Source organism: Limimaricola cinnabarinus (assembly GCF_002723615.1).
Lineage (GTDB): Bacteria > Pseudomonadota > Alphaproteobacteria > Rhodobacterales > Rhodobacteraceae > Limimaricola > Limimaricola cinnabarinus_B.
The window spans coordinates 642,906-669,053 of the sequence record NZ_KZ304951.1; the positions used below are offsets into that span (position 1 = coordinate 642,906).

The window sequence follows — 26,148 nt, forward strand, 5'->3', positions numbered from 1 at the left end:
AAACTCGCCGCATCGCTGGACCCGTCCGGCTTCGACCGCTAGGTCTTGGCGCGATCCAGGAGGAAAGTCATGTTCTACCGCCCCGAGGACGGCCACGGCCTGCCGCACAACCCCTTCAACGCCATCGTCTCGCCGCGCCCCATCGCCTGGGTTTCGACCCGCGGGCCCGATGGCAGCGAAAACCTCGCGCCCTATTCCTTCTTCAACGCCGTGGCCTATGTGCCGCCGCAGGTGATGTTCGCCTCGACCTCGGCCAAGGAGGACCGGCCCTGGTCGAAGGATTCGATGTTCAACATCCGCGAGACCGGCCAGTTCTGCGTCAACATCGTCGAATACGCCGCGCGCGACGCGATGAACGCGACCTCGGGCCCCTGGCCCAAGGAGGACGACGAGTTCGCCCGCGCCGGGATCGAGCGGGCCGAGTGCCAGACCATCGCCTGCTCGCGCGTCGCGAACGCCCCCGCCTCGCTCGAATGTCGGCTGGTGAAGATCGTCGATCTGGAGGGCGATCACAACTTCATGGCCATCGGCGAGGTGACGGGGGTGCATATGCGCGACGACTGCATCCGCGAGGGCCGCTTCGACGTCACCGCCTTCCAGCCGCTCGCGCGGCTGGGCTACCGCGATTATTCCCGCGTGACCGAGCTGTTCAGCCTGACCCGACCGGGGCAGTGAGCCCGGCGCGAGCCCGTTTGAAAACGCGAAAGGGGCGGCCCGCCGGGCCGCCCCTTTCTCATGTCTCGCAAAGGCGCAGGCCCCGGCCTCAGTGCCCGCCGCCCAGCGCCCCGGGCCGCACGTCGTAATCCACCGCGACGCCGTAGGCCGGATCGTCGTCGCTCTCGACCACGAGCTGGCCCGCGCGGCGAAGAAGCGCGTGGCAGTCGGGCGACAGATGCCGCAGCACCAGCCGCTTGCCGGCCTTGGTGTAGCGGTCGGCCATCGCCTCGATCGCGGCCAGCGCCGACTGGTCGGCCACGCGGCTGTGCTCGAAATCGACGATCACCTGATCGGGGTCGGCCTCGACCTGGAACAGCTCGGAGAAGCCGTCGGCCGAGCCGAAGAAGAGCGGGCCCTGGATCTGGTAGACCTTGGCGCCGTCATCGGTGCGGAAGGTGCGCGCGCCGATCCGGGTGGCGTTCTGCCAGGCATAGGCCAGCGCCGAGACGATGACGCCTGCGACCACGGCGGTGGCGAGGTCGGTCAGAACGGTGATCACCGTCACCAGAACGATCACCACGCTGTCGACGCGCGGCACCCGGCGCATCACCCGGAAGGTGTTCCAGGCGAAGGTGCCGATCACCACCATGAACATCACGCCGACCAGGGCGGCGAGCGGGATCTGCTCGATCACCGGGGCGGCGAAGAGGATGAAGCACAACAGGAAGATCGCGGCCGAGGCGGCGGCGAGACGGGTGCGCCCGCCCGAGGAGACGTTGATCATCGACTGGCCGATCATGGCGCAGCCGCCCATGCCGCCGAAGAAGCCGGTGACGACGTTGGCGATGCCCTGGGCCACGCATTCCTGGCTCGCGCCGCCGCGCTTGCCGGTGATCTCGGAGACGAGGTTGAGCGTCAGCAGGCTTTCGATGAGGCCGATCGCGGCGAGGATCAGCGCATAGGGCAGGATGATGCCGAAGGTCTCGAGGTTGAGCGGCACCAGCGGGATCGAGAATTCGGGCAGCCCGCCCGAGATCTGCGCCAGATCGCCCACGCGCGGCACCGGCAGGCCGAAGCCGACCACCAGCGCCGCGACGATGCCGATCGCGGCGAGCGGCGCGGGGATGGCGCGGGTGAAACGCGGCATGACCCAGATGATGAACATGGTGAGCGCCACCAGCCCCAGCATCAGCACCAGCGGAAAGCCCGACAGGAAGCCGCCGGTGGACGGATCGTGGAACTGTTCGAGCTGCGACAGGCCGATCACGATGGCCAGCCCGTTGACGAAGCCGAGCATCACCGGATGCGGCACGAGGCGCATGAACTTGCCCAGCCGGAACACGCCCGCCAGCACCTGCAGGATGCCCATGAGCACCACGGTGGCAAAGAGATACTCGACCCCGTGATCGGCCACGAGGCTGACCATGACGACGGCGAGCGCGCCGGTGGCGCCCGAGACCATGCCGGGCCGGCCGCCGATCAGCGCGGTGATCAGGCCGACGAGAAAGGCGGCATAGAGGCCCACCAGCGGGTTCACGCCCGCCACGAAGGCGAAGGCCACCGCCTCGGGCACGAGGGCGAGGGCCACGGTCAGGCCGGAAAGGATCTCGGTCTTGTAATCGGCGGCCGAGCGCGGCAACGCCGGGGCGTTTTCGGAGGAAACGGCATCGGCCACCATGGCCAGGGGTGATCGGCTCATCGGCTCACTTTCGATTGCTTTCTGCGGGCTGCGGTGGCGGCATAGCCCAGCCGCGCGGCCGACGGAACCCGCAAACGCGCCGTTTCCCCGAATCGGGGTTCGCAACGCGCCCCATGGGCATTATCAACGCGCCGCCCGCCAACCGGGCCCGAGACCGACGCCCCGGCCCCCGCGCCGCGCCCCCAGACAGGAGCCGTCATGGCCCATGTGACCGACTACATCCGCACCATCCCCGATTTTCCGCATGAGGGGATCATGTTTCGCGATGTCACCACGCTCTTCGCCGATCGCGACGGGCTGCGCCTTGCCATCGAGGGGCTGGTCGCGGCCTGCGACAGGCTCGAGATCGACACCGTCGCGGGGCTCGAAGCGCGCGGCTTCATCCTGGGCGGCGCGCTGGCCGACCGGCTCGGCACCGGCTTCGTGCCGATCCGCAAGAAGGGCAAGCTGCCGGGCCGCACGATCAGCCAGAGCTACAAGCTCGAATATGGCGAGGCGGAGGTCGAGCTGCATGACGACGCGCTGCATCGGGGCCAGAAGGTGCTGCTGGTCGACGACCTGCTCGCCACCGGCGGCACCGCCGAGGCGGGGATCAAGCTGATCGAGCGGCTGGGCGCCGAGGTGGTGGCCTGCGCCTTCATCATCGACCTGAAGGATCTCGGCGGCCGCAAGCTGCTCGAAGGGCTGGGGCACCGGGTCGAGGCGCTTTGCGCCTATGAAGGCGACTGAGGCGCTTCATCCGCGAGCAAGGCCCCCGGGATCGGCGGCGGGATTTGCGTATTTGAGGGAAAATGAACCATGGGGCGCGCCTCCCCCGTTCATCTTTCTCCAAATACGCAAATCCGCCCTCAGCAGCGCAGCACCGCGCCGGGGTTGAGGATGCCGCTGGGGTCGAGCGCCGCCTTGATCGCCCGCATCATGGCGAGCTTCGCCGGATCGCCGTAGCGTTCCAGCTCCCCGACCTTGAGCCGCCCGATGCCATGCTCGGCGCTGACCGAGCCGCCGAAGGCATGGGCGAGATCGTGGACGATCTCCTTCACGCGCGGGCGGATATCCTCGTAATCGCCCCGGTCGCGGCCCTTGGGCGGAAAGACGTTGTAATGCAGGTTGCCATCGCCCAGATGGCCGAAGCAGTTGATCCGCACATCGCCCAGCGCGCGCAGCATCGGGCCGCCCTGCGCGATGAAGTCGGGCAGCGCCGAGAGCGGCACCGAGATGTCGTGCGAGGAGATCGAGCCGATCCGGCGGTTGGCCTCGGGGATCGTCTCGCGGACCGCCCAGAGCGCCTCGGCCTGCGCCTCGGACGAGGCGATGACGCCGTCTTCGGAGATCCCCTGCTCCACCGCCGCCTCGAAGATCGCGGCGAGGCTCTCCTCGGGCGCGAGCCCTTCGGGCAGGCCAAGCTCCACCAGCACCATCCATTCAGGCAGCGGATCGAGCGGCACCCGCGCCTCCAACCCGGCCTCGATGAGGAAGTCCGGCCCCTGCCGGTGCATCAGCTCGAAGGCGGTGACATTGTCGCCCACGCGGTCGCGCGCCAGCGCCAGCAGGTCGAGCGCGGCGCGCGGCGAGGCCACCTGCAACAGCGCCGTGCCAGAGGCCGCTGGAACGGGGGCCATGCGCAGCGCCGCGGCGGTGATGATGCCGAGCGTGCCCTCGGCGCCGATCATGAGATCGCGCAGGTCGTAGCCGGTGTTGTCCTTGTAAAGCCGCGTCAGCCCGTGCCAGACCTCGCCCTGCGCGGTCACGACCTCCAGCCCGAGGCACTGGGCCCGCGCATTGCCGTAGCGCAACACGTTGAGCCCGCCCGCATTGGTCGACAGGAGCCCGCCGATCCGGGCCGAGCCCTCGGAGGCGAGCGAAAGCGGGAACATCCGCCCCGCCCCGCGCGCGGCCTGCTGCACATCGGCGAGGATCGCGCCCGCCTCGGCCACCATGACGTTCTCGGACGGGTAGACCTCGCGGATCGCGTTCATCCGCGCCAGCGACAGGATCACCGGCGCCACGCCGCCCTGCATCACCTGCCCGCCGACGAGGCCGGTGCCGCCGCCATGCGGCACCACGCCGATGCGCGCCGCGTCGCAGGCCTTGAGGATGGTCGCGACCTCCTGCGTCGAGCCGGGCGCCAGCAGGAGCCCCTGCCCCCTGTAGCGGCCGCGCGGCTCCTCGAGATGCTCGGGGCCTGCCATGCGGAACGCCACCTCGGGCAGCTTGTCTCTCAGCGTATCGAGGAATTCGGGCGTGGCGGGGTTCAGCATGGCGGTCTCCTTGGGGCGGTCAGCCGGTTTCGGTCCGGCCGCGCCGGTCGGCGCGCAGATTGGCGTAAAGCACGTGGTTGCGCCAGCGCCCGTCGATCTGCAGGTAGCTTTGCGCCACGCCCTCGTATTTGTAGCCGCAGCGTTCCAGCAGCCGGCGAGAGGGCGTGTTCTCGGGCAGGCAGCCCGCCTCGATCCGGCTCAGATCCATCACCGTGAAGGCGTGATGCACCAGCGCCTGCACCGCCTCGCGCATGTAGCCCATCCGCGCGAAGGGCGCGCCGATCCAGTAGCCGGTGGTGCCCGCCTGCGCCGGGCCGCGGCGGATGTTGTCGAGGGTGATCGCGCCCAGAAGCATCTGGTCCTCGCGCCGGATCAGGAACAGCGGCAGGGCGGTGTTCTGGCTGATCGAGCGCTGGGCCCAGTAGACGCGGTTGGTGAAGGCGCGGCGCGTCAGGTGATCGGGCGCCCATGTCGGCTCCCAGCGGGTGAGAAAGGCGGCCGAATCCTCGCGCAGCGCCGCCCAGGCCCGGAAATCGCCATGCGCGGGCGGGCGCAGCGTCAGCCGCTCGGTCTCGATCTGGACCCGCCGACGCTGGCCCAGCATCAGGCGGCGAGCCTTTCCTTCAGCTCCGCCAGATGCGGTGCCTTTTCCGCCGGGCCGTAGAGCGCCAGCGCGCTGCCCGCGCCGCCCGCCGCATGGGCGGCAAATTCGCGCACCGCCCCGACGGTGACGGCGTCGATCTTCTCGACCGCCTCCTCCACGCCCGGCACCCGGCCCCAGATCGCCAGCATCCGCGCCAGCCGCTCGGCCCGGTTCGACGGGCTTTCCAGCCCCATCAGCATCCCGGCCTTCATCTGCGCGCGCGCGCGGGCGACCTCGGCCTCGCTCATGTCCTCGGCGGCGCGCTTCATCTCGTCCATGGTGATCCGCGCCAGATCGCCGATCTCCTCGGCGGAGGTGCCGGCATAGATCGTGGTCATGCCGGTATCCTCATAGGCTCCGGCCTGCGCGAAGATCGTGTAGCACAGCCCGCGATCCTCGCGCACCTTCTGGAACAGGCGCGAGGACATGCCCCCGCCCAAGGCCGTCGCGTAGATCTGCGCGGTGTAGATCGCCGGGTCGCGGTAGTCCGGCCCCTCGAGCGCCATGGCGAAATGCACCTGCTCCAGCGGCTTGATGACACGCCGCTCGCCGCCCATGAAGCGCGCGGGCGGCTGGATCGGCGCGGTGACGCGCGGCGCGAGCCCGCCGAAGAGCCGCTCGGCCATGGCCACGATCTCGTCATGGTCCACGTCGCCCGCCGCCGACAGGATCAGCTGGCCGGGGCCGTAATGGGACTGCGTGAAATCCTGAAGATCGGCGCGGCTGAACTTTGCCACCCGCTCGGCGGGGCCGAGGATGGTGCGCCCGAGCGGCTGGTCGGGATAGGCCTCTTCCTGAAGCCAGTCGAAGATGATGTCGTCGGGCGTGTCGAGCGCCTGGCCGATCTCCTGCAGGATCACCCCGCGCTCGACCTCGATCTCCTCTTCCGACAGCACCGGGTTCAGAAGGATGTCCGAGATCACGTCGAGCGCCAGCGGCACGTCCTGGCCCAGCACGCGGGCGTAATAGGCGGTCATCTCGCGCGAGGTATAGGCGTTGATGTAGCCGCCCACATCCTCGATCGCCTCGGCGATGGCGAGCGCGGAGCGCGTCTTGGTGCCCTTGAACGCCATGTGTTCGAGGAAATGGGCGATGCCGTTCTGATCGGCGGTCTCGTGGCGGCCACCGGCCAGCACCCAGATGCCGATCGCGGCGGATTTCAGCCCCGGCATCCGCTCCGTGGCGATGCGGAAGCCGTTGGGAAGGGTGTGAAGCTGGACACTCACCGCGCGGTCTTCTCCCGGATGACGGATTGCAGGGCGGCAAGATCGTTCTCGACCCGCGTCACCCGCTCGGGCCGGTCATACAGCCCCGCCATGCGGGTTGGAAGGGGCGGTCGGATCGTGGTCGCGGCCTCGACCGCGTCGGGGAACTTCGCGGGATGCGCGGTGGCCAGCGTCACCATCGGGTTCTCGCCCATGTTCTCTTCGGCCACATGCACGCCCACGGCGGAATGCGGGCACAAAAGCTCGCCCGTCTGCGCATGGATGCGGCGGATCGTCTCGCGCGTCTCCTCCTCGGAGGCGCGGCCAGAGGCGAAGCCGTCGCGCAGCCGCCCGATCGCCCCTTGGCTGACCGCAAAGCCGCCCTCGCGCTTCAGCTCGTCCATCAGCTGGGCGACGGCGGCGCCGTCGCGGCCGTAGGCGTCCCACAGCGCGCGCTCGAAGTTCGAGGAGACCTGGATGTCCATCGAGGGGCTGATGGTGGGGGTCACGCCCGACTTGCGATGCTCGCCGCTCTGGATCGTGCGGTGCAGGATGTCGTTGCGGTTGGTGGCGATCACCAGCTTGCCGATGCTGAGCCCCATGCGGCGCGCGATGTCGCCGGCATAGATGTCGCCGAAATTGCCGGTGGGCACGGAGAAATCCACCTCGCGATGCGGCGCGCCAAGCGAGGTGGCGGCGGTGAAGTAGTAGACCACCTGCGCCAGCACCCGGCCCCAGTTGATCGAGTTCACGCCCGCGAGCCGCACCTCGTCGCGGAAGGCGAAATCGTTGAACATGTCCTTCAATGCGGCCTGGCAATCGTCGAAATCGCCGGTGACCGCGAGGGTGTGGACGTTGCTTTCGGATGGCGTCGTCATCTGGCGGCGCTGCACCTCCGAGATCCGCTCATGCGGGTAGAGGATGACCACGTCGACATTGGCGAGCCCGCGGAACGCCTCGATCGCCGCCGAGCCGGTGTCTCCGCTGGTCGCGCCGACGATGGTGATCCGCTCGCCCGAGCGCTCCAGAGAGGCCTGGAACAGCTGGCCGATCAGCTGCATGGCGAAATCCTTGAAGGCCAGCGTCGGCCCGTGGAACAGCTCAAGCAGGTGATGGTTCGGGCCGAGCTGCTTCAAGGGCGCGCGCGCGGGATGGGCGAAGCTCGCATAGGCCTTGGCGATCAGGCCGCGGAACTCGTTTTCGGTGAAGGCGTCGCCGATGAAGGGGCGCATGACGCGGAAAGCCACCTCCTCGTAGGGCAGGCCCGCCATCGCCGCGATCTGGGCGCGGTCGAACATCGGCACGGTCTCGGGAACATAGAGGCCGCCGTCGCGGGCAAGACCGGTGAGCATGGCCTCTTCGAAGGAGAGGCTCGGGGCCTGGCCCCGGGTGGAGACGTAGCGCATGGATCTGTCCTTCGACGTCAGGAGGCGGGGCGGCGGCCGCGCCACAAGAAAAGACCGGTCATCACGGCCCAGACGAGAGCCAGCGAAAACCAGGTGAGGGCGTAGCCGAGGTGGTCGTTCGGCACGGCGGCGCTGTCAAGCGGCATGGGCGCCGTTCCGACCTCGGGCGTCAGCCGCCGCGCCACGATCATCAGCGGCGCGGTGCCGAGTGCCGCGGCCATCGGGGCCACGTCGCGGGCATACCAGATATTGGCCGGCGTGTCGGGAGCCGGGGTCCAGTCATCGACCTCTTGGGGCCAATGCAGGTTGCCGGTGACCATGAGATCGGACACCTCCCGCTCCAGATCCTTGGCCCCGAGCGGCACGAAGCCCAGATCCACCATCACCCGCCGCCGGTCGGTATCGAGCACGCCGATGACGCGGTAGCCCGGCCCGTCGGCGGCGCTGAGCACGTGCAGCTCCTCGCCCGTCAGCCGGCCCTGCGCCACCACCGGCAGGTAGCGCTGCGCCTGCGGATCGGCGGTGTCGAGGCCCGAAAGCGGCACCGGCGCCGCGAGGATGCGCGCGTCGAGATCGGCGAGGATCGCGGTCTTCCACGACAGGCGCTGCATCTGCCAGACGCCCAGCCAGACGAGAATGGCGCATCCCAGAAGGCCCATGAGCAGCGGTAGGAGCGTTCGGCGCATCTTGCCTCCGGAAACGAGAAGGACGCGCGAGAGGCCCGCGCGTCCGTATCGGGTGGGCCGTGTTCGGTCGGGCGCGAGCGCCCTGCCCCGATCAGCTGCCCCAGACGTAGATCGCCAGGAACAGGAACAGCCAGACCACGTCGACGAAGTGCCAGTACCAGGCCGCCGCCTCGAAACCGACATGCTTCTCGGGGGTGAAGTCGCCGCGCTGCAGGCGGATCAGGCAGACCGCGAGGAAGATCGTGCCGACGATCACGTGAAAGCCGTGAAAGCCCGTCGCCATGAAGAACACGCCGCCATAGACGTTGCCGCCGAAGGTGAAGGGCGCTTCCCAGTATTCCAGCGCCTGGAAGGCGGTGAAGATCAGGCCGAGGCCGATCGCGATGGCGAGGCCGTTGCGCATGTCCTTGCGGTTGTTCTCATGCACCAGCGCATGGTGCGCCCAGGTCGCGGCCGCGCCCGAGCACAGCAGGATCAGCGTGTTGATCAGCGGCAGGTGCCACGGGTCGAAGGTGGTGATCCCCTCGGGCGGCCAGACGCCGTCGACCCTCGGGCTTTCGGGGCCCATCGGGTAGAGCGCGTTCTTGAAGAAGGCCCAGAACCACGCCACGAAGAACATGACCTCGGACATGATGAAGAAGATGAAGCCGTAGCGCAGGCCGATCCGCACCACCGGGGTGTGGTCGCCGATGCGGCTTTCGCCGACCATGTCGGCCCACCAGCCATACATGGTGTAGAGCACCGCGGCGAGGCCGATCAGGAACAGCCAGGGGCCGGAGCCATGCATCCAGGTGACCGCGCCAAACAGCATGACGAAGGCGCCGATGGCGCTGATGAACGGCCAGATGGACGGGGCCAGGATGTGGTAGTCGTGGTTCTTCTCATGCGCCATTGCGTCAGTCCCTCGGGCCTTTCGTTCAGTTCTGCTCTATCGCCTGACCGGCGGTTCGTGTCAAAGACTCGTTGCCCGGCGCCAGTGCCGCCGTCTGCGTGTCTTCGGGAAGGTCGATCTCGTAGAAGGTATAGCTCAACGTGATCTCGTGGACATATTTCGCCTCGCGGTCCTCGACGATCTCGGGATCGACGAAGAAGCTGACCGGCATCATCACCGTCTCGCCCGGCTGCAGCACCTGCTCGGTGAAGCAGAAGCACTCGATCTTCTCGAAATAGCCGCCCGCCGAATAGGGCGCGACATTGTAGCTCGCCTGCCCGGCGACCGGCCGGTCGGTCGGGTTGTGCGCCTCGTAGAAGGCCAGCCCCGTCTCGCCGATGCGGATCTCCATCTCGCGCTGCGCGGGCTTGAACTCCCACGGCATGTCGCGTTCGAGCGAGGCGTCGAAGCGCACGGTGATGGTCTGGTCGAGCACGGTATCCGAGCCCGCATCGGCCACGGAGGTGACCCCGCCGAAGCCGGTGACCCGGCAGAACCAGTCGTAGAAGGGCACCGCGGCCCAGGCCAGCGCGCCCATCACGAGGACGACGCCGACGGTCTGCAGCGCGGTGCGGCGAATGCGGCGGTCCCGCTCGGCGCTCATTGCCCGGCCTCCCCGCCCTGCGGCACAAGCTGCGGCCGCGCGACATGGTCGAACCTTTCAAGCTCGACGATGCTGCCAAGGCTCAGCGTCTTGACCACGGTGAGACCGAAGATCAGGGCGACGAAGGCGACGAGCAGCAGCCCGACCCCCCAGTTGCGGCCCCGGCGGCGGTGATGCAATTCATGTTCGACACGCATGGACATGCCTCCTCAGGCCCCGATGAGCCCTGACAGGATCTGCCAGGAGCCGCCCCAGGGACGCAGCGCCGCCTCGATCAGAAGCGCGCCGAAATGCAGGAAAAGATAGCCGAGAGAGATCTTGAAGACCTTCTTCTCGGCGGCGTAGCCGTCGGCCTCGGCCTGATCCTCGGTCCGACGGAAAAGCTGCCACGCGCCGCCGAGGAACTGCAGGTTCAGCACCAGAGCGACGGCGAGATAGACCGGCCCGCCGATCGAGGTGAAGCCGAGACCCAGCGCCACGGGCACCAGAAGCACCGTGTAGGCGAGAATGTGACGGCGGGTGGAGCGGCGGCCATGCGTCTCGGTGAGCATCGGCACGCCCGCATCGCCGTAATCGGACTTCACGAACAGCGCCAGCGCCCAGAAATGCGGCGGCGTCCACATGAAGGTGAGCGCGAACATCAGCACGCTCTCGATCGCGATGTCGCCGGTGGCGGCGGCCCAGCCGATCATCGGGGGGAAGGCGCCAGCGGCGCCGCCGATCACGATGTTCTGCGGCGTCGAACGCTTGAGCCACATCGTGTAGATCACGGCGTAAAAGAAGATGGTGAAGGCCAGGAGGCCCGCGGCCAAGGGACCGGCGGCGAGGAACAGCACCACCACCGAAAAGCCCGACAGCGCAAGGCCCAGCGCCAGCGCATCGCCGGGGCTTGTCTTGCCCGCCGGAATCGGGCGGGATTTCGTGCGCCGCATGATCGCGTCGATATCGGCGTCCCACCACATGTTGAGCGCGCCCGAGGCGCCGCCGCCCACGGCGATGCAAAGCACCGCCACGAAGCCCAGGAAAGGGTGCACCGGCACGGGCGCCACCACGAGGCCCACCAGAGCGGTGAAGACCACGAGCGACATCACCCGCGGCTTCAGCAGCGCGAAATAATCGCCGATGGAGGCTTCGGGCGCGCCCTTGTAGCGCAGGTCTGTCATGCTGGCATCGGTCATGCGGGCTCCCGTCCGGCGGTCATCATCCGCCGTCGCTGGTGGCGCGGTCGCGGGGGCGCGGCCCCCGGGCACGGTCGGGCGGTCCCGGCCGGTCGTCATGTCGGTCGGCGGCGATGCCGCCCCGTCGGGCGGGCGCCCCTGCGCCCGGCCCGGTCAGTCACGATCCGGCTCAGGCCGGGAACTCTTCCTTGGCGCCTGCGAGCCAAAGCTCATAGGCCTCGGGGCTCACCACCTTGACGGTGATCGGCATGTAGGCGTGGTCCTTGCCGCACAGCTCCGAGCACTGGCCGAAATAGACGCCTTCCTGCTCGGCCTCGAACCACAGCTGGGCGATCCGGCCCGGCACCGCGTCCTGCTTCACGCCGAAGGCGGGGATGGTCCAGGAATGGATCACGTCGGCGGCGGTGACGTCCATCACCACGGTGGCGCCCACGGGGACGACGACCGAGGTGTCGGTGGCGAGCTTGAACTCGTCGGCGCCATAGCCCGCTTCGTTCAGCTCGGCCAGGATCTCCTCGTTGAGGTTACCCATGCCCGCGCCGATCATGAAGCTTTCGAAGGCGATCTCCTCGTCGGGATACTCGTAGCCCCAGTACCACTGGAAGCCGGTGACCTTGATGTGCACGTCACCCTCGGGGATCTCCTGCTGGTCGAACAGCACCGGCAGGGAGAAGGCGCCGATGAAGATCAGGATCACGATCGGCACGACCGTCCAGGCGATCTCGAGCGGCGAGTTGTGGGTGAACACCGCCGGCTTGGGATTGGCCTTCTTGTTGTAGCGCAGGATCACGAAGGCCAGCAGGCCGGTGACGAAGAGCGTGATCGCGGTGATGATGACGAGCAGCATGCCGTCGAGCCAGTGGATGTCGCGCGCCAGCTTGGTCGCGGCGGGCTGCCAGCCCACGGCCCCGTCGACCGGGGTGCCGATGATCGGCAGCTCGGCGATCTGCTCCTGTGCCGAAACCATGCCCGCCGTCAGTGTGGCGGTAAGGGTCCCGAGCACGGCGAGGGGCTTTGTGAGGTGCATGTCTCTACCTTGCGTGTGTGGCGTAAGTCGGCGCCCCGAGGCCCCCGCTTGGGCGGAATCCCCTGTCGTCCGCGGCTCTAATCCCATAAACTGTCGCGCAGAACAAGCTGTCGGGTTGCGGCAAACGGACGCCCGCCCTACCTGCCCTTCGCCCCCCGCATTCCGCCCCATCCGACGAGGACGCCCATGACCGCACGACAGGCCGAGCCCGCCTTCGATCCCTTCGCCACCCATCTCGACCGCGCCGCCGCGCTGCGGCTCCTGCAAGAGGCGGTGGCGGGCGCCGATGACGGCGAGCTGTTTCTCGAGCGACGCCGCTCGGAGGTGCTGGGCTTCGACGACGGTCGCCTCAAGCATGCCAATTTCGACGCCGCCGAGGGCTTCGGCCTGCGCGCGGTGCGCGGCGAGACCTCGGGCTATGCCCATTCCACCCAGATCGACGAGCACGCGCTCGCCCGCGCCGTGGCGACCGCGCGGCTCGCCGTGGGCGATGGCGGCGGCAGCCTCGCCGATGCGCCTGCCCGCACCAACCGCCACCTCTATACCGATGCCGACCCGATCGCCGGCGCGGCCTTCGGGGTGAAGGTCGATCTTTTGCGCGAGATCGACGCCTTCGCCCGCGCGCTCGACCCGAAGGTCGTGCAGGTCACGGCGAGCCTCGCCGCCTCGCATCAGGAGGTGGCGATCCTGCGGCCCGAGGACGCGCTCTATACCGATATCCGCCCGATGGCGCGGATCTCGATCGGCGTGATCGTCGAAAAGGACGGGCGGCGCGAGAGCGGTCATATGGGCGGCGGCGGGCGCTTCGGGCTCGACGGGCTGATGGCGCGCGATCACTGGGAGCCGGTGGTGCGCGAGGCGCTGCGCATCGCGCTCGTGAACCTCGACGCCGAGGCCGCCCCCGCCGGCGTCATGGACGTGGTGCTCGGGCCGGGCTGGCCCGGCATCCTGCTGCACGAGGCGGTGGGCCACGGGCTCGAAGGCGATTTCAACCGCAAGGGCTCCTCGGCCTTCTCCGGGCTGATGGGCAGCCAGGTCGCAGCCAGGGGCGTCACCGTGCTCGACGACGGCACGATCCCCGACCGGCGCGGCTCTCTCACCTTCGACGACGAGGGCACGCCCTCGAACCGCACCACGCTGATCGAGGACGGCAAGCTCGTGGGCTATATGCAGGACAGGCAGAACGCGCGGCTGATGGGCGTGGCCCCGACCGGCAACGGGCGGCGCGAAAGCTTTGCCCATGCGCCGATGCCGCGCATGACCAACACCTACATGCTGGGCGGCAATGACGACCCGGCGGGCATGGTGGCGGACCTCGAGGACGGGATCTGGGCCGTGGGATTCGGCGGCGGGCAGGTCGACATCACCTCCGGCAAGTTCGTCTTCTCCTGCACCGAGGCCTACCGGGTGAAGAACGGCAAGGTCGGCGCGCCGGTCAAGGGCGCGACGCTGATCGGCGACGGCGCCACCGCGCTGCAGAAGATCCGCGCCATTGGCAACGACCTCGCGCTCGATCCGGGCATCGGCAATTGCGGCAAGGCGGGGCAATGGGTGCCCGTGGGGGTCGGTCAGCCCTCCTTGATGATCGGCGGGCTGACGGTGGGCGGATCGGGAAGCTGATCGCCTTTCGGTTTACGCGCTGTTAACCGAGTCGCCCTAGATCTGAAGGGGCAACAGGCGAGGCGCGGATGGCCCAGAACCCGACTTCTTCCGCTCACCCCCCACTCCCACCCACCACGGAAGAGGACACGCTGTCCCGCCTGCGCCTGTTGCGCTCCCGCCGGGTCGGCATCGCCACCTACTGGCGGCTGCTGGCCGAGCATGGCTCGGCCCGCGCCGCGCTCGACGCGCTGCCCGACATTGCCCATGCGGCGGGGATCACCGATTACGAAGCCTGCACGCCGCAGGCGGCCCGCGCCGAGATGCGCGCCGCCGAGGCGGCGGGCGCGCGGCTCTTGCTGCATGGCGATCCGCTCTACCCGGCCGATCTCGCCGCCCTTTCCGATGCACCGCCGCTTTTGTGGCTGCGCGGGCGCGCGGCGCTGCTGCGTCGGCCCATGCTCGCCATGGTCGGCGCGCGCAACGCCTCGTCGCTGGGGCTGCGCATGGCGCAGCGGCTCGCCGCCGATCTTGCCGATGCGGGCTGGGTCGTGGTCTCGGGCCTTGCGCGCGGCATCGACACGGCGGCGCATGAGGCCGCGCTCGGCCGCGGCACCATCGCGGTGACGGCGGGCGGTGTCGATGTCACCTATCCGCCCGAAAACGCCGATCTGACGGCCCAGATCGCCCGCGACGGGCTGATCCTTTCCGAACAGCCCGTGGGCCGCGCGCCGCAGGCGCGCCATTTCCCCGCGCGCAACCGTATCGTGGCGGGGCTGTCGCGCTGCGTCGTCGTGGTCGAGGCCGCGGCGCGCTCTGGCAGCCTGATCACCGCGCGCGCGGCGCTGGAGGCGGGGCGCGAGGTGCTCGCCGTGCCCGGCCACCCCTTCGATGCGCGCGCCGGGGGCTGCAACATGCTGATCCGCGACGGCGCGGCGCTGGTGCGCGGCGCTTCCGACGTGCTCGATCTCATGGGGCGGATCGCGCCGGAGCCCGCGGCGCAGGCACCCGGCGCGCGGCCTGCCCCGCCACCGAAGCCCGAGGCCGCAGACGACCTCGCCGCGCGCATCATGGACCGGCTCGGGGCCGCGCCGCTGGCCGAGGATCAGCTGCTGCGCGACATGCGCCTGCCCGCGGCAAGGCTGTCTCAGGCGCTGGTCGATCTTGAGCTGTCGGGCCGGGTGGAGCGGCAGCCGGGCGGGCTTCTGGTGCGGCGGGATCTGGCGCGGGCCGCGGGCTGACGGAGCCGAAGGGACGCTGTCACGGGGCGCATTGACATTGTCGTGGGCCCCACCACATGTTGCCCGCCCAAAGCGCCCCTCCCCTGACCCGAGGATTCCCCATGCCCGTCGTCGTCGTCGAATCTCCGGCCAAGGCCAAGACGATCAACACTTATCTCGGCTCGGGCTACACCGTGCTCGCCTCTTACGGCCATGTGCGCGACCTGCCGCCCAAGGATGGCTCGGTCGACACCGAGAATGATTTCGAGATGCGCTGGGAGATCGGCACCGACAGCCGCAAGCATGTCAAGGCCATCGCCGATGCGCTGAAGGACGACCCGAACCTGATCCTCGCCACCGACCCTGATCGTGAGGGCGAAGCGATCTCCTGGCACCTTCAGGAGGCGCTGACCAAGCGCAAGGTGCTCAAGAAGGACACGCCCGTCTCCCGCGTGGTGTTCAACGCCATCACCAAGAAGGCCGTGACCGAGGCGATGCAGAACCCGCGCGAGGTCGATGCGCCCTTGGTGCACGCCTATCTGGCGCGCCGCGCGCTCGACTACCTCGTGGGCTTCAACCTCAGCCCCGTGCTGTGGCGCAAGCTGCCGGGTGCCAAGTCGGCGGGGCGGGTGCAGTCGGTCTGCCTGCGGCTCATCGTCGAGCGGGAGATGGAGATCGAGGCCTTCGATCCGCGCGAATACTGGAGCGTGAAGGCGCAGCTCACCACCCCGCGCGGGCAGGAATTCGAGGCGCGGCTCACCGTGCTGGCGGGCAAGAAGCTCGACCGCTTCGACCTTTCCGACCGCACCCAGGCCGAGATGGCGGTGCAGGCCGTGGCCTCGCGCGAGCTTTCCGTCGCCTCGGTCGAGGCCAAGCCGGCGAGCCGCAACCCCTCGGCCCCCTTCATGACCTCGACCCTGCAACAGGAGGCCAGCCGCAAGTTCGGCATGGGCGCGCGCGCCACCATGTCGGCGGCCCAGCGGCTCTACGAGGCGGGCCACATCACCTATATGCGGACCGACGGCATCGACATGGCGCCCGAGGCGGTGATGGCCGCGCGCGACGAGATCAAGTCGCGCTACGGCGAGCAATACGTCCCGAAATCGCCGCGCATGTACAAGAACAAGGCCAAGAACGCGCAGGAAGCGCATGAATGCATCCGGCCCACCGACATGTCGCGCGACGCGGGCAAGCTGGCGCGGCTGGAGCCCGAGCAGCGCAAGCTCTACGACCTGATCTGGAAGCGGACGCTGGCCTGCCAGATGGAGGCCGCGCGGATGGAGCGCACCACCGTCGACATCGCCAGCCGCGACAGCGAGGTCGTGCTGCGCGCCACCGGTCAGGTCGTGCTGTTCGACGGCTTCCTCAAGGTCTATGAAGAGGGCCGCGACGACGTCGAGAGCGACGACGACCGCCGCTTGCCGCAGATCCATCAGGGCGAGGCCGCGAAATTCGCGAGCGGTGCGCTCAAGGGCGCCTTCGCCAAGGCGACCGAGGAGAACAAGGAGGCCGCCGTGCTCGGCGGGCCTGAGGCGGTGCTGGCGCTGCAGCACCACACCCAGCCGCCGCCGCGCTACACCGAGGCGACGCTGGTCAAGCGCATGGAAGAGCTCGGCATTGGTCGCCCCTCGACCTATGCCAGCGTGATCGGCACGATCCAGGACCGCGACTATGTCACCAAGGACAAGAACCGGCTGATCCCGCAGGACAAGGGCCGGATCGTCACGATCTTCCTGCTGAACTTCTTCAAGCGTTACGTGGAATACGACTTCACCGCCAGCCTCGAGGAGCAGCTCGACGACGTCTCGGCCGGCAAGGCCGATTACAAGGAGCTGCTGGCGAAGTTCTGGCGCGATTTCTCGGCGGCGATCGCCGAGACCTCGGAGCTTCGGATCACCGAGGTGCTCGACGTGCTCGACGAGGCGCTGGCCCCGCAGCTCTACCCGCCCCGCGAGGATGGCAGCGATCCGCGCCAGTGCCCGCAATGCGGCACCGGTCAGCTGCATCTGAAGACCTCGCGCACCGGGGGCTTCGTCGGCTGCGGCAACTATCCCGAATGCCGCTACACCCGGCCCATCGGCGGCGACGGCGCCGAGACCGGCGCCGACCGGGTGCTGGGCGAGGATGGCGGCGACGATATCTGGCTCAAGACCGGGCGCTTCGGGCCTTATGTCCAGCGCGGCGAGCCGACCGAGGACGTGCCCAAGCCGCCCCGCGCCTCGCTGCCCAAGGGCTGGCAGGCGGATGCGATGGATCTCGACAAGGCGCTGACGCTTCTTTCCCTGCCGCGCTTCGTGGGCAACCACCCCGAGGATGGTGAGCCGATCGAGGCCGGGCTCGGGCGCTTCGGCCCCTTCGTCAAGCACGGCAAGCTCTATGCCAATCTCAAGGAGGTCGACGAGGTCTTCGAGATCGGCATGAACCGCGCGGTCGAACTGCTGGCGCAGAAGGCCGCTGGCCGGGCCGGTCGCGGCGCGGCCGCCAAGGCGCTCAAGGAGCTGGGCGAGCATCCCTCGGGCGGCGCGATCTCCGTGATGCCGGGGCGTTACGGGCCATATGTGAAGTGGGAGAAGGTCAACGCGACCCTGCCCAAGGACGTGGAGCCCGAGGCGGTGACGCTGGAACAGGCGATCGCTCTGGTGGACGAGAAGGCCGCGAAGGGCGGCAAGAAGAAGGCCCCCGCCAAGAAGGCGGCGGCGAAGAAGCCCGCCGCGAAGAAGACCACGACCAAGAAAGCCACGGCGTCCAAGACCACGGCGTCCAAGACCACGGCGAAAAAGGCCCCGGCCAAGAAGACGGCGGCGAAGAAGGCCGAAGCCGCCGAAACGGCGCCCGACGAGACCGCCGAATAGGCAATGCGCCGCGCCGCCCGCTGCGGCGCGGCATTCGCATTGACTTCGCGTTCGCCGGGCGCAAGTCTCGCCCCCGTGACAACAGGGGGAGACGCATGAACAAGATCTATCCGGACGCAGCCGCCGCGCTCGACGGGCTATTGTCCGACGGGATGCTGATCGCCGCAGGGGGCTTCGGCCTTTGCGGCATTCCCGAGCTGCTGATCGCCGCCATCCGCGATGCGGGCACCAAGGAGCTCACCTTTGCGTCGAACAATGCGGGCGTCGATGATTTCGGCCTCGGCCAGCTTTTGCAGACGCGGCAGGTGAAGAAGATGATCTCGTCCTATGTGGGCGAGAACGCCGAGTTCATGCGCCAGTACCTCTCGGGCGAGCTGGAGCTGGAATTCGCACCGCAAGGCACGCTCGCGGAGCGGATGCGCGCCGGCGGCTCGGGCATTCCGGGCTTCTACACCAAGACCGGCGTCGGCACGAAGGTGGCCGAGGGCAAGGAAGAGAAGGTCTTCGACGGCGAGACCTACATCCTCGAGCGCGGCATCGTGGCCGACCTGTCGATCGTCAAGGCGTGGAAGGCCGACGAGACCGGCAACCTCGTCTTCCGCAAGACGGCGCGCAACTTCAACCCGCCCGCCGCCATGGCCGGGCGGATCTGCGTGGCCGAGGTCGAGGAGATCGTGCCCGCGGGATCGCTCGATCCCGATCACATCCACCTGCCCGGCATCTATGTGCACCGGCTGATCCGGGGCGAGCACGAAAAGCGCATCGAACAGCGCACCATCAGGGAGGCTTGAGCATGGGCTGGGACCGCAAGCAGATGGCCGCGCGCGCCGCGCAGGAGCTCGAGGACGGCACCTATGTGAACCTCGGGATCGGCATTCCGACCCTCGTGCCGAACTACATCCCCGAAGGCGTGCATGTGACGCTGCAATCGGAGAACGGCATGCTCGGCATGGGCCCCTTCCCGACCGAGGACGAGATCGACCCCGATCTCATCAACGCCGGCAAGCAGACCATCACCGAGCTGCCGCACACCGCCTATTTCGACAGCGCGACCTCCTTCGGCATGATCCGCGGCGGCAAGATCGCCATGGCGATCCTCGGCGCGATGGAGGTGGCCGAGAACGGCGATCTGGCGAACTGGATGATTCCCGGCAAGCTGGTGAAGGGCATGGGCGGGGCGATGGACCTCGTCGCGGGCGTCGGCCGCGTGGTGGTGGTGATGGATCACACCAACAAGGCGGGCGAATCGAAGCTTCTGAAATCCTGCACCCTGCCGCTCACCGGCACCGGCGTGGTCGACCGGGTGATCACCGGGCTCGGCGTGCTCGACGTGGTCGAGGGCGGGCTCAGGATCGTCGAATGCGCGCCCGGCGTGACCGAGGACGACATCCGCGCCGCGACGGAGGCGACCATTGTCTGAGGTCATTCGCGAAGGCGGCCCCGAACGGGGCCGCTATGTGCTCGATCTCGGCGACGGGGCGCAGGCGGAGCTGACATGGGTGGCGCGGGGCGACACCCGTGTCGCCACCCATACCGGCGTGCCGCGCGCGCATGAGGGGCGGGGCCATGCGAGCGCGCTCGTCGCGGCGATGGTCGAGGATGCGGCGCGCGAGGGCTTCCGCATCGTGCCCGCCTGCTCCTATGTCGCCGTCTGGGCCCGGCGGCACCCCGAGACCTCGGACAGCTTCGCCTGAGATCAGAGCCGCCCCACCGCGAAGACGCAGCCATCGCTCATCAGCACCGGCGGCGTCAGGCACAGCCCCCGCGCCACGCTCCAGGCGGCCAGCACCTTGGGCACATAGGCGCGGGTTTCGGCATAGGGCGGCACGCCTGCATTGTCGCGCACCGCGCCCTCGCCCGCATTGTATCCCGCGAGCGCGAGGATCGGATCGCGGTCGAAATGGCCCATCAGCCAGTCGAGATAGGCGATGCCGCCGCGAATGTTCTCGGCGGCGTCGCGGCGATCGGTGACCCCGAATCGCGCCGCCGTGGCCGGCATCAGCTGCATCAGCCCCTGCGCGCCGGCCGAGCTGACCGCATCCGTGCGCCCGGCGCTTTCCACCGCGATCACCGCCAGCGCCAGAGCGGGCGAGACCTTTGTCCCGATGGTGAGCCGCATGATATCCGCGCCGTGCAGGCGGGCGATCTGCTGCATGTGCTGCAGCCGCGGCGCGGCGGCGGCGCCCGCAGGCGCGCCGCGCAAGGCCGACAGCGCGGGTTCAAGCCGCCCCGGCCCGCTGTCGGAAAGCCGCGGCGAGACCGCGCTCCAGAACCAGTCGGCCCCCGCGCGGCGCGGCGCGGCGGCGGGCGGAGTGGCGGCAGGGTCGGACTGCCCGGCCGCGCGCGGGGCCGAGGCCCTGTGCAGCGCGCCGGGCGCGATCTGCACCGTGATGCGCTTTGCGCCGGCCTTGGGCACCGCGATCCGGCGAAAGGTGAAATCGCCGCCCGATCTTTCGGCCGTCACCGGCGCGGCCAGCGCAAGCCACAGCCCCGCGCCCATGGCGATCGCGCGGCACATTCTCGCAGACATCATGATCGGCCCCACCTGCTTCGCGATTCTCCGTCCAATCTATCGCCGCCATCCGCGCGACGATGCCCCTCCGCGCATCGCGGCCGATCCCTGAGGAGAAACGGTCACGTCCGCAGGTTGCAGGTTTCGTCAAATGGCTTCGAAATCGCACGATCCCAGACAAACTCCCGCCCCAATCGGACGGCCATATGGACGACATCCACAGCGGCGATCGGGTCGGACCAAGACCAGCCACGAAACAGCCCGCACGGGTATCGTATGTCCAACATTGCCCCGAGGAGGGTTACAACATGCTCAACTTCTTCAAGTCCTTCGCCAATGACGAAGCCGGCGCCGTCACGGTCGACTGGGTCGTTCTCACCGCCGCCATCGTCGGGATCGGCGTGGCAATCTTGGCGACTGTGAGTGACGGCGTCGACACACTGGCCGACAACATCGAAAGTGGGCTGGAAACGGTCGATACGGACTACGGCCCCGAGGGCGAAGACAACAACGGCTAATCGAAATACATGAATGACAGAACAAGGGGCCGCATCCGACATGCGGCCCCTTTCGCCATGGCATGACGCGCGCGCTGCCGCCGCCGCAAAACCCCCGAATGCCCATCGACGCGCCACAATCGCCAGGCAGGATCGCCTTCAGGCATTCAGATCGGGAGCAGGAACATGGTCCGACACATCGCCGCGCTATGCCGCGACGAGAAAGGCGCGGTCACGGTGGACTGGGTCGTGCTGACGGCCGCCATCGTGGGGCTGTCCGTGGCGGTCATGGCCATGTTCGCCTCGGCGGCCAGATCGCCCAATGCCACCTACAATGCCAACATGAACAACGCGAAAACCTTCGTCGACAGCCTGGCGGAGTGAAGCGGATGCAGTCTGGAGGAGACAAGCGATGAGAACGGTATTCGGGCTGGTGCTGATGCTCGGCCTCGGGCTGGCGGGCTTCGCGGTCTACATGATCAAGGGCTATTTCGATCAGCAGCAGGCCATCATCGCCGCCGAGCGCAACGCCGCGGCCGACCGCATGCCGACGGTCGAGGTCGTCGGCGTCGGCCGCCCCCTGCCTTACGGCACCGTCATCACCCGCGCGGATCTCAAGCCGATCCGCTATACAAAGGATTTCCTGCCCGAGGGCACCTTTGCCGATCTCGAGGAGCTGTTTCCCGAGGGCGAGGACGTGTCGCGGATCGTGCTGCGCCCCATGGAACCCAACGAGCCGGTGCTGGCCTCGAAGATCACCACGCCGGGCGGCGATGCGGGGATCAGCACCCGGCTGACCGCCGGCATGCGCGCCTTTGCCATCAGCGTCAACGCGACCAGCGGCGTGTCGGGCTTCCTCAGGCCGGGCGACCGGGTCGATGTCTACTGGACCGGCTCGGTGTCGGGCGGCGACGGGCGCCGCGAGGTCACCAAGCTGATCGAGACCGGGCTGGAGCTGGTCGGTGTCGACCAGACCGCCGAACAGGGGCGCACCGAAGCGATGGTCGCCCGCACCGTGACGGTCCAGGTCACGCCCGAACAGGCCGCCAAGCTGGCGCAGGCCCAGTCGACCGGGTCGCTGGCGCTGTCGCTGGTCGGGCTGTTCGACGAAGAGGTCGCGCAGACGGTCGAGGTGGACCAGAGCAGCCTGCTGGGCATCATCCCCGAGGCGGCGCCGCAGGCGGTTGCCGCGCCGCCCGAGCCGGAGGTCTGCTCGGTGCGCACCCGGCGCGGCGCCGAGGTGGTCGAGATCGCGATTCCCTGCACCAACTGAGGCGAACGCCGCGGGCCACGGCGCCCCCGCCCTGGCCCGCGGCCCGGCCCATGCCGGAGCGCGGGCCTTGATGCGGATCTTGGTGCGGGCCACGGCGCGGGCCTGTGGCCGCATCCCCACAAACCGCGGCCACGCCCCGCCGCGCGTTGCATTGCGCCGCGCCCTCGGGCAGGCTCCGCCTCGACGGGGCATGAAAGACCCCGACGCGCGACCTGCAGCGAGGCAGCTTGATGAACATCCGACATATCCTGCGGGCCGGCCTGGCGGGCCTCGCTTTGGCCATGGCGTTGCCGGCCGGAGCCCAAGCCGAGCCGCTCCGGGTGCTGGGCGGGTCTCCGACGCGGGCGCTGCAGGTGCCGATGAACCGCGCCGTGGTGGTCGAGAGCGATGTCGCCTTCACCGAGCTGTCGATCGCCAATCCCGGCATTGCCGACATCTCCTCGCTGACCGACCGGACGATCTATGTGCTGGGCAAGGCGCCGGGCCGCACGACGCTGACCGTGCTGGGCGAGAATGGCCGGCTGATCACCAATGTCGAGGTGCATGTCACCCCCGACATCGCGGAGTTCAAGGAGCGGCTGGAGCAGATCCTGCCCGGCGAGGGGATCGAGGTGCGCACCGCCAATGACGGCATCGTGCTGTCGGGCGTGGTCAGCTCGATCGGCAAGCTCGACCGCGCGCTCGAACTGGCCCAGCGCTACGCGCCGGACCGCGTCTCCAACCTGATGAGCGTCGGCGGCACGCAGCAGGTGATGCTCAAGGTCCGCTTCTCGGAGATGCAGCGCTCGGTCAGCAAGTCGCTCTCGGCCTCGCTGGGCGCGCGCGGCACGGCGCTGGGCGATGATCTGGGGCTCGCCATCGGCACCAATGCGCTGGGCAATGCGGGCGGGCTCGGCACGGCGCTGGGCGGCAGCCTGCCCGCCGCGACCACCGGCAATGCCGCGACGCTGTTCGGCTTCAACGCGGGCGGGGTCGAGGTCGGGCTGCTGCTCGAGGCCTTGGAAAACCGCGGCGTGGTGCGCACGCTGGCCGAGCCCAACCTCACCGCCCTGTCGGGCCAGGAGGCGAGCTTTCTGGCGGGCGGCGAATACCCCGTCCCCATCAGCCAGGACGGCGGCAACATCTCGATCGAATACAAGCCCTTCGGCGTCGAGCTCGGCTTCGTGCCCCGCGTGGTCGAAGGCGATCTGATCAATCTCGAGCTCAAGGCCGCGGTCAGCTCGATCGACTCCGCCAACGGGATCGTCTCCAACGGCTTCACCGTCGACGCCTTCAAGCGCCGCGAGACCTCGACCACCGTCGAGATGCGCGACGGCGAAAGCTTCGCCATCGCGGGGCTCCTCTCCGACGATTTCAGCGATCTGAAGGGCCAGGTGCCCTGGATCGGCGACATCCCGGTGCTGGGCGCGCTGTTCCGCTCGGCCGAGTACAGCCGCCGGCAGACCGAGCTGGTGATCATCATCACCCCGCATCTGGTCACCCCCACCCGCGGCGAGACGCTGGCCATGCCCACCGACCGCGTCCGCCCGCCCAGCGAGCGCGACCTGTTCCTGTTCGGCCGGATCGCGGCCGATCGCGCGCCCCAATCTGGTGGCGCCGGAGAGATCGCCCGCCAGGATTTTTCCGGCTCCTACGGCTATGTGATGGATTGAGGAGAGAGCCGCGATGCGCCTTGTCCTGACCGCCCTGGGCTGCGCCCTGTCGCTGGCCGCCTGCGCCGCGCCCCCGGGCTTCGATCAGCCGGCGGGCGGCGGCACCGCCGGTTTCGGCGATGCCACCCGCAGCAACACGCTGGCGCAGACGCGGGCCTCCGAGGCGCTGCGGGTCGACCTGTCGCGCCGCTTCGCCGCCGAGGTGGACACGGTCATCAACTTCGCCTTCAATTCCGACCGCCTCGACGCCGCCGCGCGCGCGACATTGCAAAGGCAGGCCGGCTGGATCCGCCGCTTTCCCGAGCTGCGCTTCCGGGTCTACGGCCATACCGATCTCGTCGGCGATGCGGCCTATAACGAGGCGCTCGGCCTGCGCCGCGCCCGCGCCGCCGTCGCCTATCTGGTGGCACAGGGGCTCGACGCGCGGCGGCTAGAGGCGGTCGCTTCCTTCGGCGAATCGCGCCCCATCATCGCCACCACCGACCCCGAGCGTGCCAATCGCCGCACCGTCACCGAGGTCTCGGGCTTCGTGCAGGGGCATCCGAACCTGCTCAACGGCAAATACGCCGCCACGGTGTTCAACGGCTATGTCGAGAGCGCCGCGGCCCCCACGACGCTCGGGGCCGGCAGTAGCGGTGGCGGCGGTGGTGCCGGCGGCGGCGCCACCCCCTGATCGGCTGGCGACAAAGCCCGCCTTGCGGCGGGTATCGTCGCCGCAGGGCCTACAATTTCAGCTTTTCAGCCCCATTGCAGCCATGATTTCCCGGCATCACGGTGAATGTGGAGGATTGAGGCCGGGTCCGGCAAAGCCTCGGACCATCCCGCCGATGCGGGGTCTCGCCTGACAGAGGATACGAAGGAATGAGCAGCACGGCGCCCCTGCAACCCGATCCGCAGCCGGTTTCGGCCTGCACCATCAGCCGCGACGTCCAGCAGTTTGACCTGCTGATCGAGGACATGGAAGCCGCGATGGGCGAGAACTGGGGCGATCTGGGCTTCGAGGATGCGCTGGCCTTTCTCGAACAGCCCGAGGCCGACGAGCTCGAATTCGTCGCCGTGGCGATCAGCAAGGAGGACGAGCGCCTGCTCGCCCTGATCGCCGACATCATCGCCCGCGCCAAGCGCCGCGACATCAAGGTGGTGCTCATCGCCGACGATGTCAGCCCCGCGGCGCTGCACCAGCTCCTGCGCGAGGGCGGCGATGAATTCGTCCCCTACCCGCTGCCCGAGGGCGAGCTGGCGCAGGCGATCGACCGGCTGCGCAAGGGGGTGGGCCCGATCCTGCCCGAGCCCGCCGAGCCCGGGCCGCGCGCCACGGGCGACCGCTCGGGCGTGGTGATCCCGGTGCAGGGGCTCGCGGGCGGCAGCGGCGCGACGACGCTCGCGGTGAACCTCGCCTGGGAGCTGGCCAATGTCGACCGCAAGGCGCCGCCGCGGGTCTGCCTGATCGATCTCGACCTGCAGTTCGGCACCGTCGCCACCTATCTCGACCTGCCGCGCCGCGAGGCGGTGCTGGAGCTGCTGAGCGATCCGGGCTCGGCCGACAGCGAAAGCATGCTGTCGGCGATGCTGATCCATCGCGAGCGCCTGCACGTGCTGACCTCGCCCGCCGAGCTGGTGCCGCTCGATCTCGTCAGCCCCGGCGACATGGGGCGGCTGATCGAGATGGCGCGGGTCAATTTCGACTACGTGGTGATCGACATGCCCGCCAACATGGTCGACTGGTCCGAAACCGTGCTCCAGGCCGCACATGTCTATTTCGCCACTCTGGAGCTGGACATGCGCTCGGCCCAGAACACGATGCGGCTCAAGCGGGCGCTGCAATCGGAGGAGCTGCCCTTCGAGAAGCTGCGCTTCGTGCTCAACCGCGCGCCGGGCTTCACCGACCTGTCCGGCAAGAGCCGGGCCCGGCGGCTGGCGGATTCGCTCGGGATCTCGATCGAGATCCAGCTGCCCGATGGCGGCCGGGCCGTGACCCAGAACGCCGATCACGGCGCCCCGCTGGCCGAGGGCGCGCCCAAGAACGCGCTGCGCCGCGAGATCGCGAAGCTCGCGCGCTCGGTCCACAAGGTCAACATCGCCGACAGCAAAGCCACGGGCTGACGCCACAGGAGGGAATCGTCATGTTCTCGAAGTTCCGAAAGCCCGAACCCGGCTCGGCCCCGGCCCAGGCTCCGGGCAAGGCCCCGTCCCAAGCCCCGGCCCAAGCCTCGGCCCGAGCCCCCGCCCACGCGCCCACCCCGACCGCG

General features: G+C 69.0%; 26 protein-coding genes. 14 read left to right on the plus strand and 12 right to left on the minus strand.

Annotated elements, in window-relative coordinates; all coding sequences use genetic code 11:
- Nucleotides 1–69 precede the first annotated feature (69 nt).
- On the plus strand, nt 70–675 hold the full coding sequence (locus CJ301_RS03065; protein ID WP_099274050.1) for a flavin reductase family protein: 606 nt from the start codon (nt 70–72) through the stop codon (nt 673–675).
- A gap of 88 nt (nt 676–763) precedes the next feature.
- On the opposite strand, the gene CJ301_RS03070 is transcribed toward CJ301_RS03065, so the two are convergent.
- On the minus strand, nt 764–2,356 hold the full coding sequence (locus CJ301_RS03070; protein WP_099274052.1) for a SulP family inorganic anion transporter: 1,593 nt from the start codon (nt 2,354–2,356) through the stop codon (nt 764–766).
- Nucleotides 2,357–2,554: 198 nt separating this feature from the next.
- Between CJ301_RS03070 and CJ301_RS03075 the strand changes: the two genes are divergently transcribed.
- Nucleotides 2,555–3,085 carry an adenine phosphoribosyltransferase gene (locus CJ301_RS03075; protein ID WP_099274055.1) on the plus strand — a complete coding sequence of 177 codons (531 nt, stop codon included), beginning with the start codon at nt 2,555–2,557 and terminating at the stop codon, nt 3,083–3,085.
- A 119-nt stretch (nt 3,086–3,204) separates the two neighbouring features.
- Here CJ301_RS03075 and CJ301_RS03080 read toward each other — a convergent pair whose 3' ends face one another.
- The 10 genes from CJ301_RS03080 to coxB all read right to left on the minus strand — a co-directional run bounded on the left by CJ301_RS03080 (nt 3,205) and on the right by coxB (nt 12,294).
- Complete coding sequence (locus CJ301_RS03080) at nt 3,205–4,614, minus strand: FAD-binding oxidoreductase (protein ID WP_099274057.1); 1,410 nt, start codon at nt 4,612–4,614, stop codon at nt 3,205–3,207.
- A 19-nt stretch (nt 4,615–4,633) separates the two neighbouring features.
- On the minus strand, nt 4,634–5,218 hold the full coding sequence (locus CJ301_RS03085; protein WP_099274059.1) for a GNAT family N-acetyltransferase: 585 nt from the start codon (nt 5,216–5,218) through the stop codon (nt 4,634–4,636).
- Nucleotides 5,218–6,483, minus strand: coding sequence for a M16 family metallopeptidase (locus CJ301_RS03090; RefSeq protein WP_099274061.1), 1,266 nt, complete (start codon nt 6,481–6,483; stop codon nt 5,218–5,220). The genes CJ301_RS03085 and CJ301_RS03090 overlap by 1 nt, the downstream gene beginning before the upstream one ends.
- Nucleotides 6,480–7,868 (minus strand): threonine synthase, encoded by a 1,389-nt coding sequence (gene thrC / locus CJ301_RS03095; RefSeq protein WP_099274063.1) that lies wholly within the window; start codon nt 7,866–7,868, stop codon nt 6,480–6,482. Before thrC ends, CJ301_RS03090 begins: the two co-directional genes overlap by 4 nt.
- A gap of 17 nt (nt 7,869–7,885) precedes the next feature.
- On the minus strand, nt 7,886–8,554 hold the full coding sequence (locus tag CJ301_RS03100) for an SURF1 family protein (protein WP_099274065.1): 669 nt from the start codon (nt 8,552–8,554) through the stop codon (nt 7,886–7,888).
- A 91-nt stretch (nt 8,555–8,645) separates the two neighbouring features.
- Nucleotides 8,646–9,446, minus strand: a complete 801-nt coding sequence (locus tag CJ301_RS03105) for a cytochrome c oxidase subunit 3 (RefSeq protein WP_099274067.1) — start codon at nt 9,444–9,446, stop codon at nt 8,646–8,648.
- A 25-nt stretch (nt 9,447–9,471) separates the two neighbouring features.
- Nucleotides 9,472–10,089, minus strand: a complete 618-nt coding sequence (locus CJ301_RS03110) for a cytochrome c oxidase assembly protein (protein ID WP_099274069.1) — start codon at nt 10,087–10,089, stop codon at nt 9,472–9,474.
- Nucleotides 10,086–10,292 carry a hypothetical protein gene (locus CJ301_RS03115; RefSeq protein ID WP_110522075.1) on the minus strand — a complete coding sequence of 69 codons (207 nt, stop codon included), beginning with the start codon at nt 10,290–10,292 and terminating at the stop codon, nt 10,086–10,088. Before CJ301_RS03115 ends, CJ301_RS03110 begins: the two co-directional genes overlap by 4 nt.
- Before the next feature lie 6 nt (nt 10,293–10,298).
- A complete protein-coding gene (gene cyoE / locus CJ301_RS03120) occupies nt 10,299–11,267 on the minus strand; it encodes a heme o synthase (protein WP_099274073.1) in 969 nt (322 codons plus the stop codon).
- A 169-nt stretch (nt 11,268–11,436) separates the two neighbouring features.
- A complete protein-coding gene (gene coxB, locus CJ301_RS03125; protein ID WP_099274075.1) occupies nt 11,437–12,294 on the minus strand; it encodes a cytochrome c oxidase subunit II in 858 nt (285 codons plus the stop codon).
- Between the two features lie 186 nt (nt 12,295–12,480).
- Between coxB and tldD the strand changes: the two genes are divergently transcribed.
- From tldD to CJ301_RS03155, 6 genes are all read left to right on the plus strand, one after another.
- On the plus strand, nt 12,481–13,914 hold the full coding sequence (tldD, locus tag CJ301_RS03130) for a metalloprotease TldD (RefSeq protein WP_099274077.1): 1,434 nt from the start codon (nt 12,481–12,483) through the stop codon (nt 13,912–13,914).
- A 68-nt stretch (nt 13,915–13,982) separates the two neighbouring features.
- Entirely contained in the window at nt 13,983–15,134 is a 1,152-nt protein-coding gene (dprA, locus tag CJ301_RS03135) for a DNA-processing protein DprA (RefSeq protein WP_099274079.1), read from the plus strand.
- 101 nt (nt 15,135–15,235) lie between these two features.
- On the plus strand, nt 15,236–17,965 hold the full coding sequence (gene topA / locus CJ301_RS03140) for a type I DNA topoisomerase (protein ID WP_099274081.1): 2,730 nt from the start codon (nt 15,236–15,238) through the stop codon (nt 17,963–17,965).
- A gap of 95 nt (nt 17,966–18,060) precedes the next feature.
- Nucleotides 18,061–18,756, plus strand: coding sequence for a CoA transferase subunit A (locus tag CJ301_RS03145; RefSeq protein ID WP_099274083.1), 696 nt, complete (start codon nt 18,061–18,063; stop codon nt 18,754–18,756).
- A gap of 2 nt (nt 18,757–18,758) precedes the next feature.
- On the plus strand, nt 18,759–19,385 hold the full coding sequence (locus CJ301_RS03150; RefSeq protein WP_099274085.1) for a 3-oxoacid CoA-transferase subunit B: 627 nt from the start codon (nt 18,759–18,761) through the stop codon (nt 19,383–19,385).
- Nucleotides 19,378–19,659, plus strand: coding sequence for a GNAT family N-acetyltransferase (locus CJ301_RS03155; RefSeq protein ID WP_099274087.1), 282 nt, complete (start codon nt 19,378–19,380; stop codon nt 19,657–19,659). Before CJ301_RS03150 ends, CJ301_RS03155 begins: the two co-directional genes overlap by 8 nt.
- A gap of 2 nt (nt 19,660–19,661) precedes the next feature.
- On the opposite strand, the gene CJ301_RS03160 is transcribed toward CJ301_RS03155, so the two are convergent.
- A complete protein-coding gene (locus CJ301_RS03160) occupies nt 19,662–20,498 on the minus strand; it encodes a lytic transglycosylase domain-containing protein (protein WP_437438404.1) in 837 nt (278 codons plus the stop codon).
- A gap of 287 nt (nt 20,499–20,785) precedes the next feature.
- Between CJ301_RS03160 and CJ301_RS03165 the strand changes: the two genes are divergently transcribed.
- The 6 genes from CJ301_RS03165 to CJ301_RS03190 all read left to right on the plus strand — a co-directional run bounded on the left by CJ301_RS03165 (nt 20,786) and on the right by CJ301_RS03190 (nt 26,002).
- Nucleotides 20,786–20,995, plus strand: a complete 210-nt coding sequence (locus CJ301_RS03165; protein ID WP_099274091.1) for a hypothetical protein — start codon at nt 20,786–20,788, stop codon at nt 20,993–20,995.
- Nucleotides 20,996–21,160: 165 nt separating this feature from the next.
- On the plus strand, nt 21,161–21,358 hold the full coding sequence (locus tag CJ301_RS03170; protein WP_099274093.1) for a hypothetical protein: 198 nt from the start codon (nt 21,161–21,163) through the stop codon (nt 21,356–21,358).
- Between the two features lie 28 nt (nt 21,359–21,386).
- Complete coding sequence (gene cpaB, locus CJ301_RS03175) at nt 21,387–22,247, plus strand: Flp pilus assembly protein CpaB (protein ID WP_099274095.1); 861 nt, start codon at nt 21,387–21,389, stop codon at nt 22,245–22,247.
- Nucleotides 22,248–22,477: 230 nt separating this feature from the next.
- Nucleotides 22,478–23,899, plus strand: coding sequence for a type II and III secretion system protein family protein (locus CJ301_RS03180; RefSeq protein ID WP_099274097.1), 1,422 nt, complete (start codon nt 22,478–22,480; stop codon nt 23,897–23,899).
- Between the two features lie 13 nt (nt 23,900–23,912).
- The gene (locus CJ301_RS03185; RefSeq protein WP_099274100.1) at nt 23,913–24,572 is read left to right on the plus strand and encodes an OmpA family protein; all 660 of its coding nucleotides are present in this window, start codon (nt 23,913–23,915) and stop codon (nt 24,570–24,572) included.
- Between the two features lie 188 nt (nt 24,573–24,760).
- On the plus strand, nt 24,761–26,002 hold the full coding sequence (locus tag CJ301_RS03190) for an AAA family ATPase (protein WP_099274102.1): 1,242 nt from the start codon (nt 24,761–24,763) through the stop codon (nt 26,000–26,002).
- The last annotated feature ends 146 nt before the right edge of the window (nt 26,003–26,148 follow it).

Excerpts from the sequence above, each read along its gene's own strand:
- CJ301_RS03065 (WP_099274050.1), top strand. The coding sequence starts at position 70 with ATGTTCTACCGCCCCGAGGACGGCCACGGCCTGCCGCACAACCCCTTC.
- topA (WP_099274081.1), top strand. The coding sequence starts at position 15,236 with ATGCCCGTCGTCGTCGTCGAATCTCCGGCCAAGGCCAAGACGATCAAC.
- CJ301_RS03110 (WP_099274069.1), bottom strand. The coding sequence starts at position 10,089 with ATGAGCGCCGAGCGGGACCGCCGCATTCGCCGCACCGCGCTGCAGACC.
- thrC (WP_099274063.1), bottom strand. The coding sequence starts at position 7,868 with ATGCGCTACGTCTCCACCCGGGGCCAGGCCCCGAGCCTCTCCTTCGAA.
- CJ301_RS03165 (WP_099274091.1), top strand. The coding sequence starts at position 20,786 with ATGCTCAACTTCTTCAAGTCCTTCGCCAATGACGAAGCCGGCGCCGTC.
- CJ301_RS03075 (WP_099274055.1), top strand. The coding sequence starts at position 2,555 with ATGGCCCATGTGACCGACTACATCCGCACCATCCCCGATTTTCCGCAT.
- CJ301_RS03105 (WP_099274067.1), bottom strand. The coding sequence starts at position 9,446 with ATGGCGCATGAGAAGAACCACGACTACCACATCCTGGCCCCGTCCATC.
- CJ301_RS03180 (WP_099274097.1), top strand. The coding sequence starts at position 22,478 with ATGAACATCCGACATATCCTGCGGGCCGGCCTGGCGGGCCTCGCTTTG.
- CJ301_RS03190 (WP_099274102.1), top strand. The coding sequence starts at position 24,761 with ATGAGCAGCACGGCGCCCCTGCAACCCGATCCGCAGCCGGTTTCGGCC.
- CJ301_RS03100 (WP_099274065.1), bottom strand. The coding sequence starts at position 8,554 with ATGCGCCGAACGCTCCTACCGCTGCTCATGGGCCTTCTGGGATGCGCC.
- cpaB (WP_099274095.1), top strand. The coding sequence starts at position 21,387 with ATGAGAACGGTATTCGGGCTGGTGCTGATGCTCGGCCTCGGGCTGGCG.
- tldD (WP_099274077.1), top strand. The coding sequence starts at position 12,481 with ATGACCGCACGACAGGCCGAGCCCGCCTTCGATCCCTTCGCCACCCAT.
- CJ301_RS03170 (WP_099274093.1), top strand. The coding sequence starts at position 21,161 with ATGGTCCGACACATCGCCGCGCTATGCCGCGACGAGAAAGGCGCGGTC.
- CJ301_RS03160 (WP_437438404.1), bottom strand. The coding sequence starts at position 20,498 with ATGATGTCTGCGAGAATGTGCCGCGCGATCGCCATGGGCGCGGGGCTG.
- CJ301_RS03080 (WP_099274057.1), bottom strand. The coding sequence starts at position 4,614 with ATGCTGAACCCCGCCACGCCCGAATTCCTCGATACGCTGAGAGACAAG.
- CJ301_RS03150 (WP_099274085.1), top strand. The coding sequence starts at position 18,759 with ATGGGCTGGGACCGCAAGCAGATGGCCGCGCGCGCCGCGCAGGAGCTC.
- CJ301_RS03115 (WP_110522075.1), bottom strand. The coding sequence starts at position 10,292 with ATGTCCATGCGTGTCGAACATGAATTGCATCACCGCCGCCGGGGCCGC.
- dprA (WP_099274079.1), top strand. The coding sequence starts at position 13,983 with ATGGCCCAGAACCCGACTTCTTCCGCTCACCCCCCACTCCCACCCACC.
- CJ301_RS03085 (WP_099274059.1), bottom strand. The coding sequence starts at position 5,218 with ATGCTGGGCCAGCGTCGGCGGGTCCAGATCGAGACCGAGCGGCTGACG.
- CJ301_RS03185 (WP_099274100.1), top strand. The coding sequence starts at position 23,913 with ATGCGCCTTGTCCTGACCGCCCTGGGCTGCGCCCTGTCGCTGGCCGCC.
- CJ301_RS03070 (WP_099274052.1), bottom strand. The coding sequence starts at position 2,356 with ATGAGCCGATCACCCCTGGCCATGGTGGCCGATGCCGTTTCCTCCGAA.
- CJ301_RS03145 (WP_099274083.1), top strand. The coding sequence starts at position 18,061 with ATGAACAAGATCTATCCGGACGCAGCCGCCGCGCTCGACGGGCTATTG.
- cyoE (WP_099274073.1), bottom strand. The coding sequence starts at position 11,267 with ATGACCGATGCCAGCATGACAGACCTGCGCTACAAGGGCGCGCCCGAA.
- coxB (WP_099274075.1), bottom strand. The coding sequence starts at position 12,294 with ATGCACCTCACAAAGCCCCTCGCCGTGCTCGGGACCCTTACCGCCACA.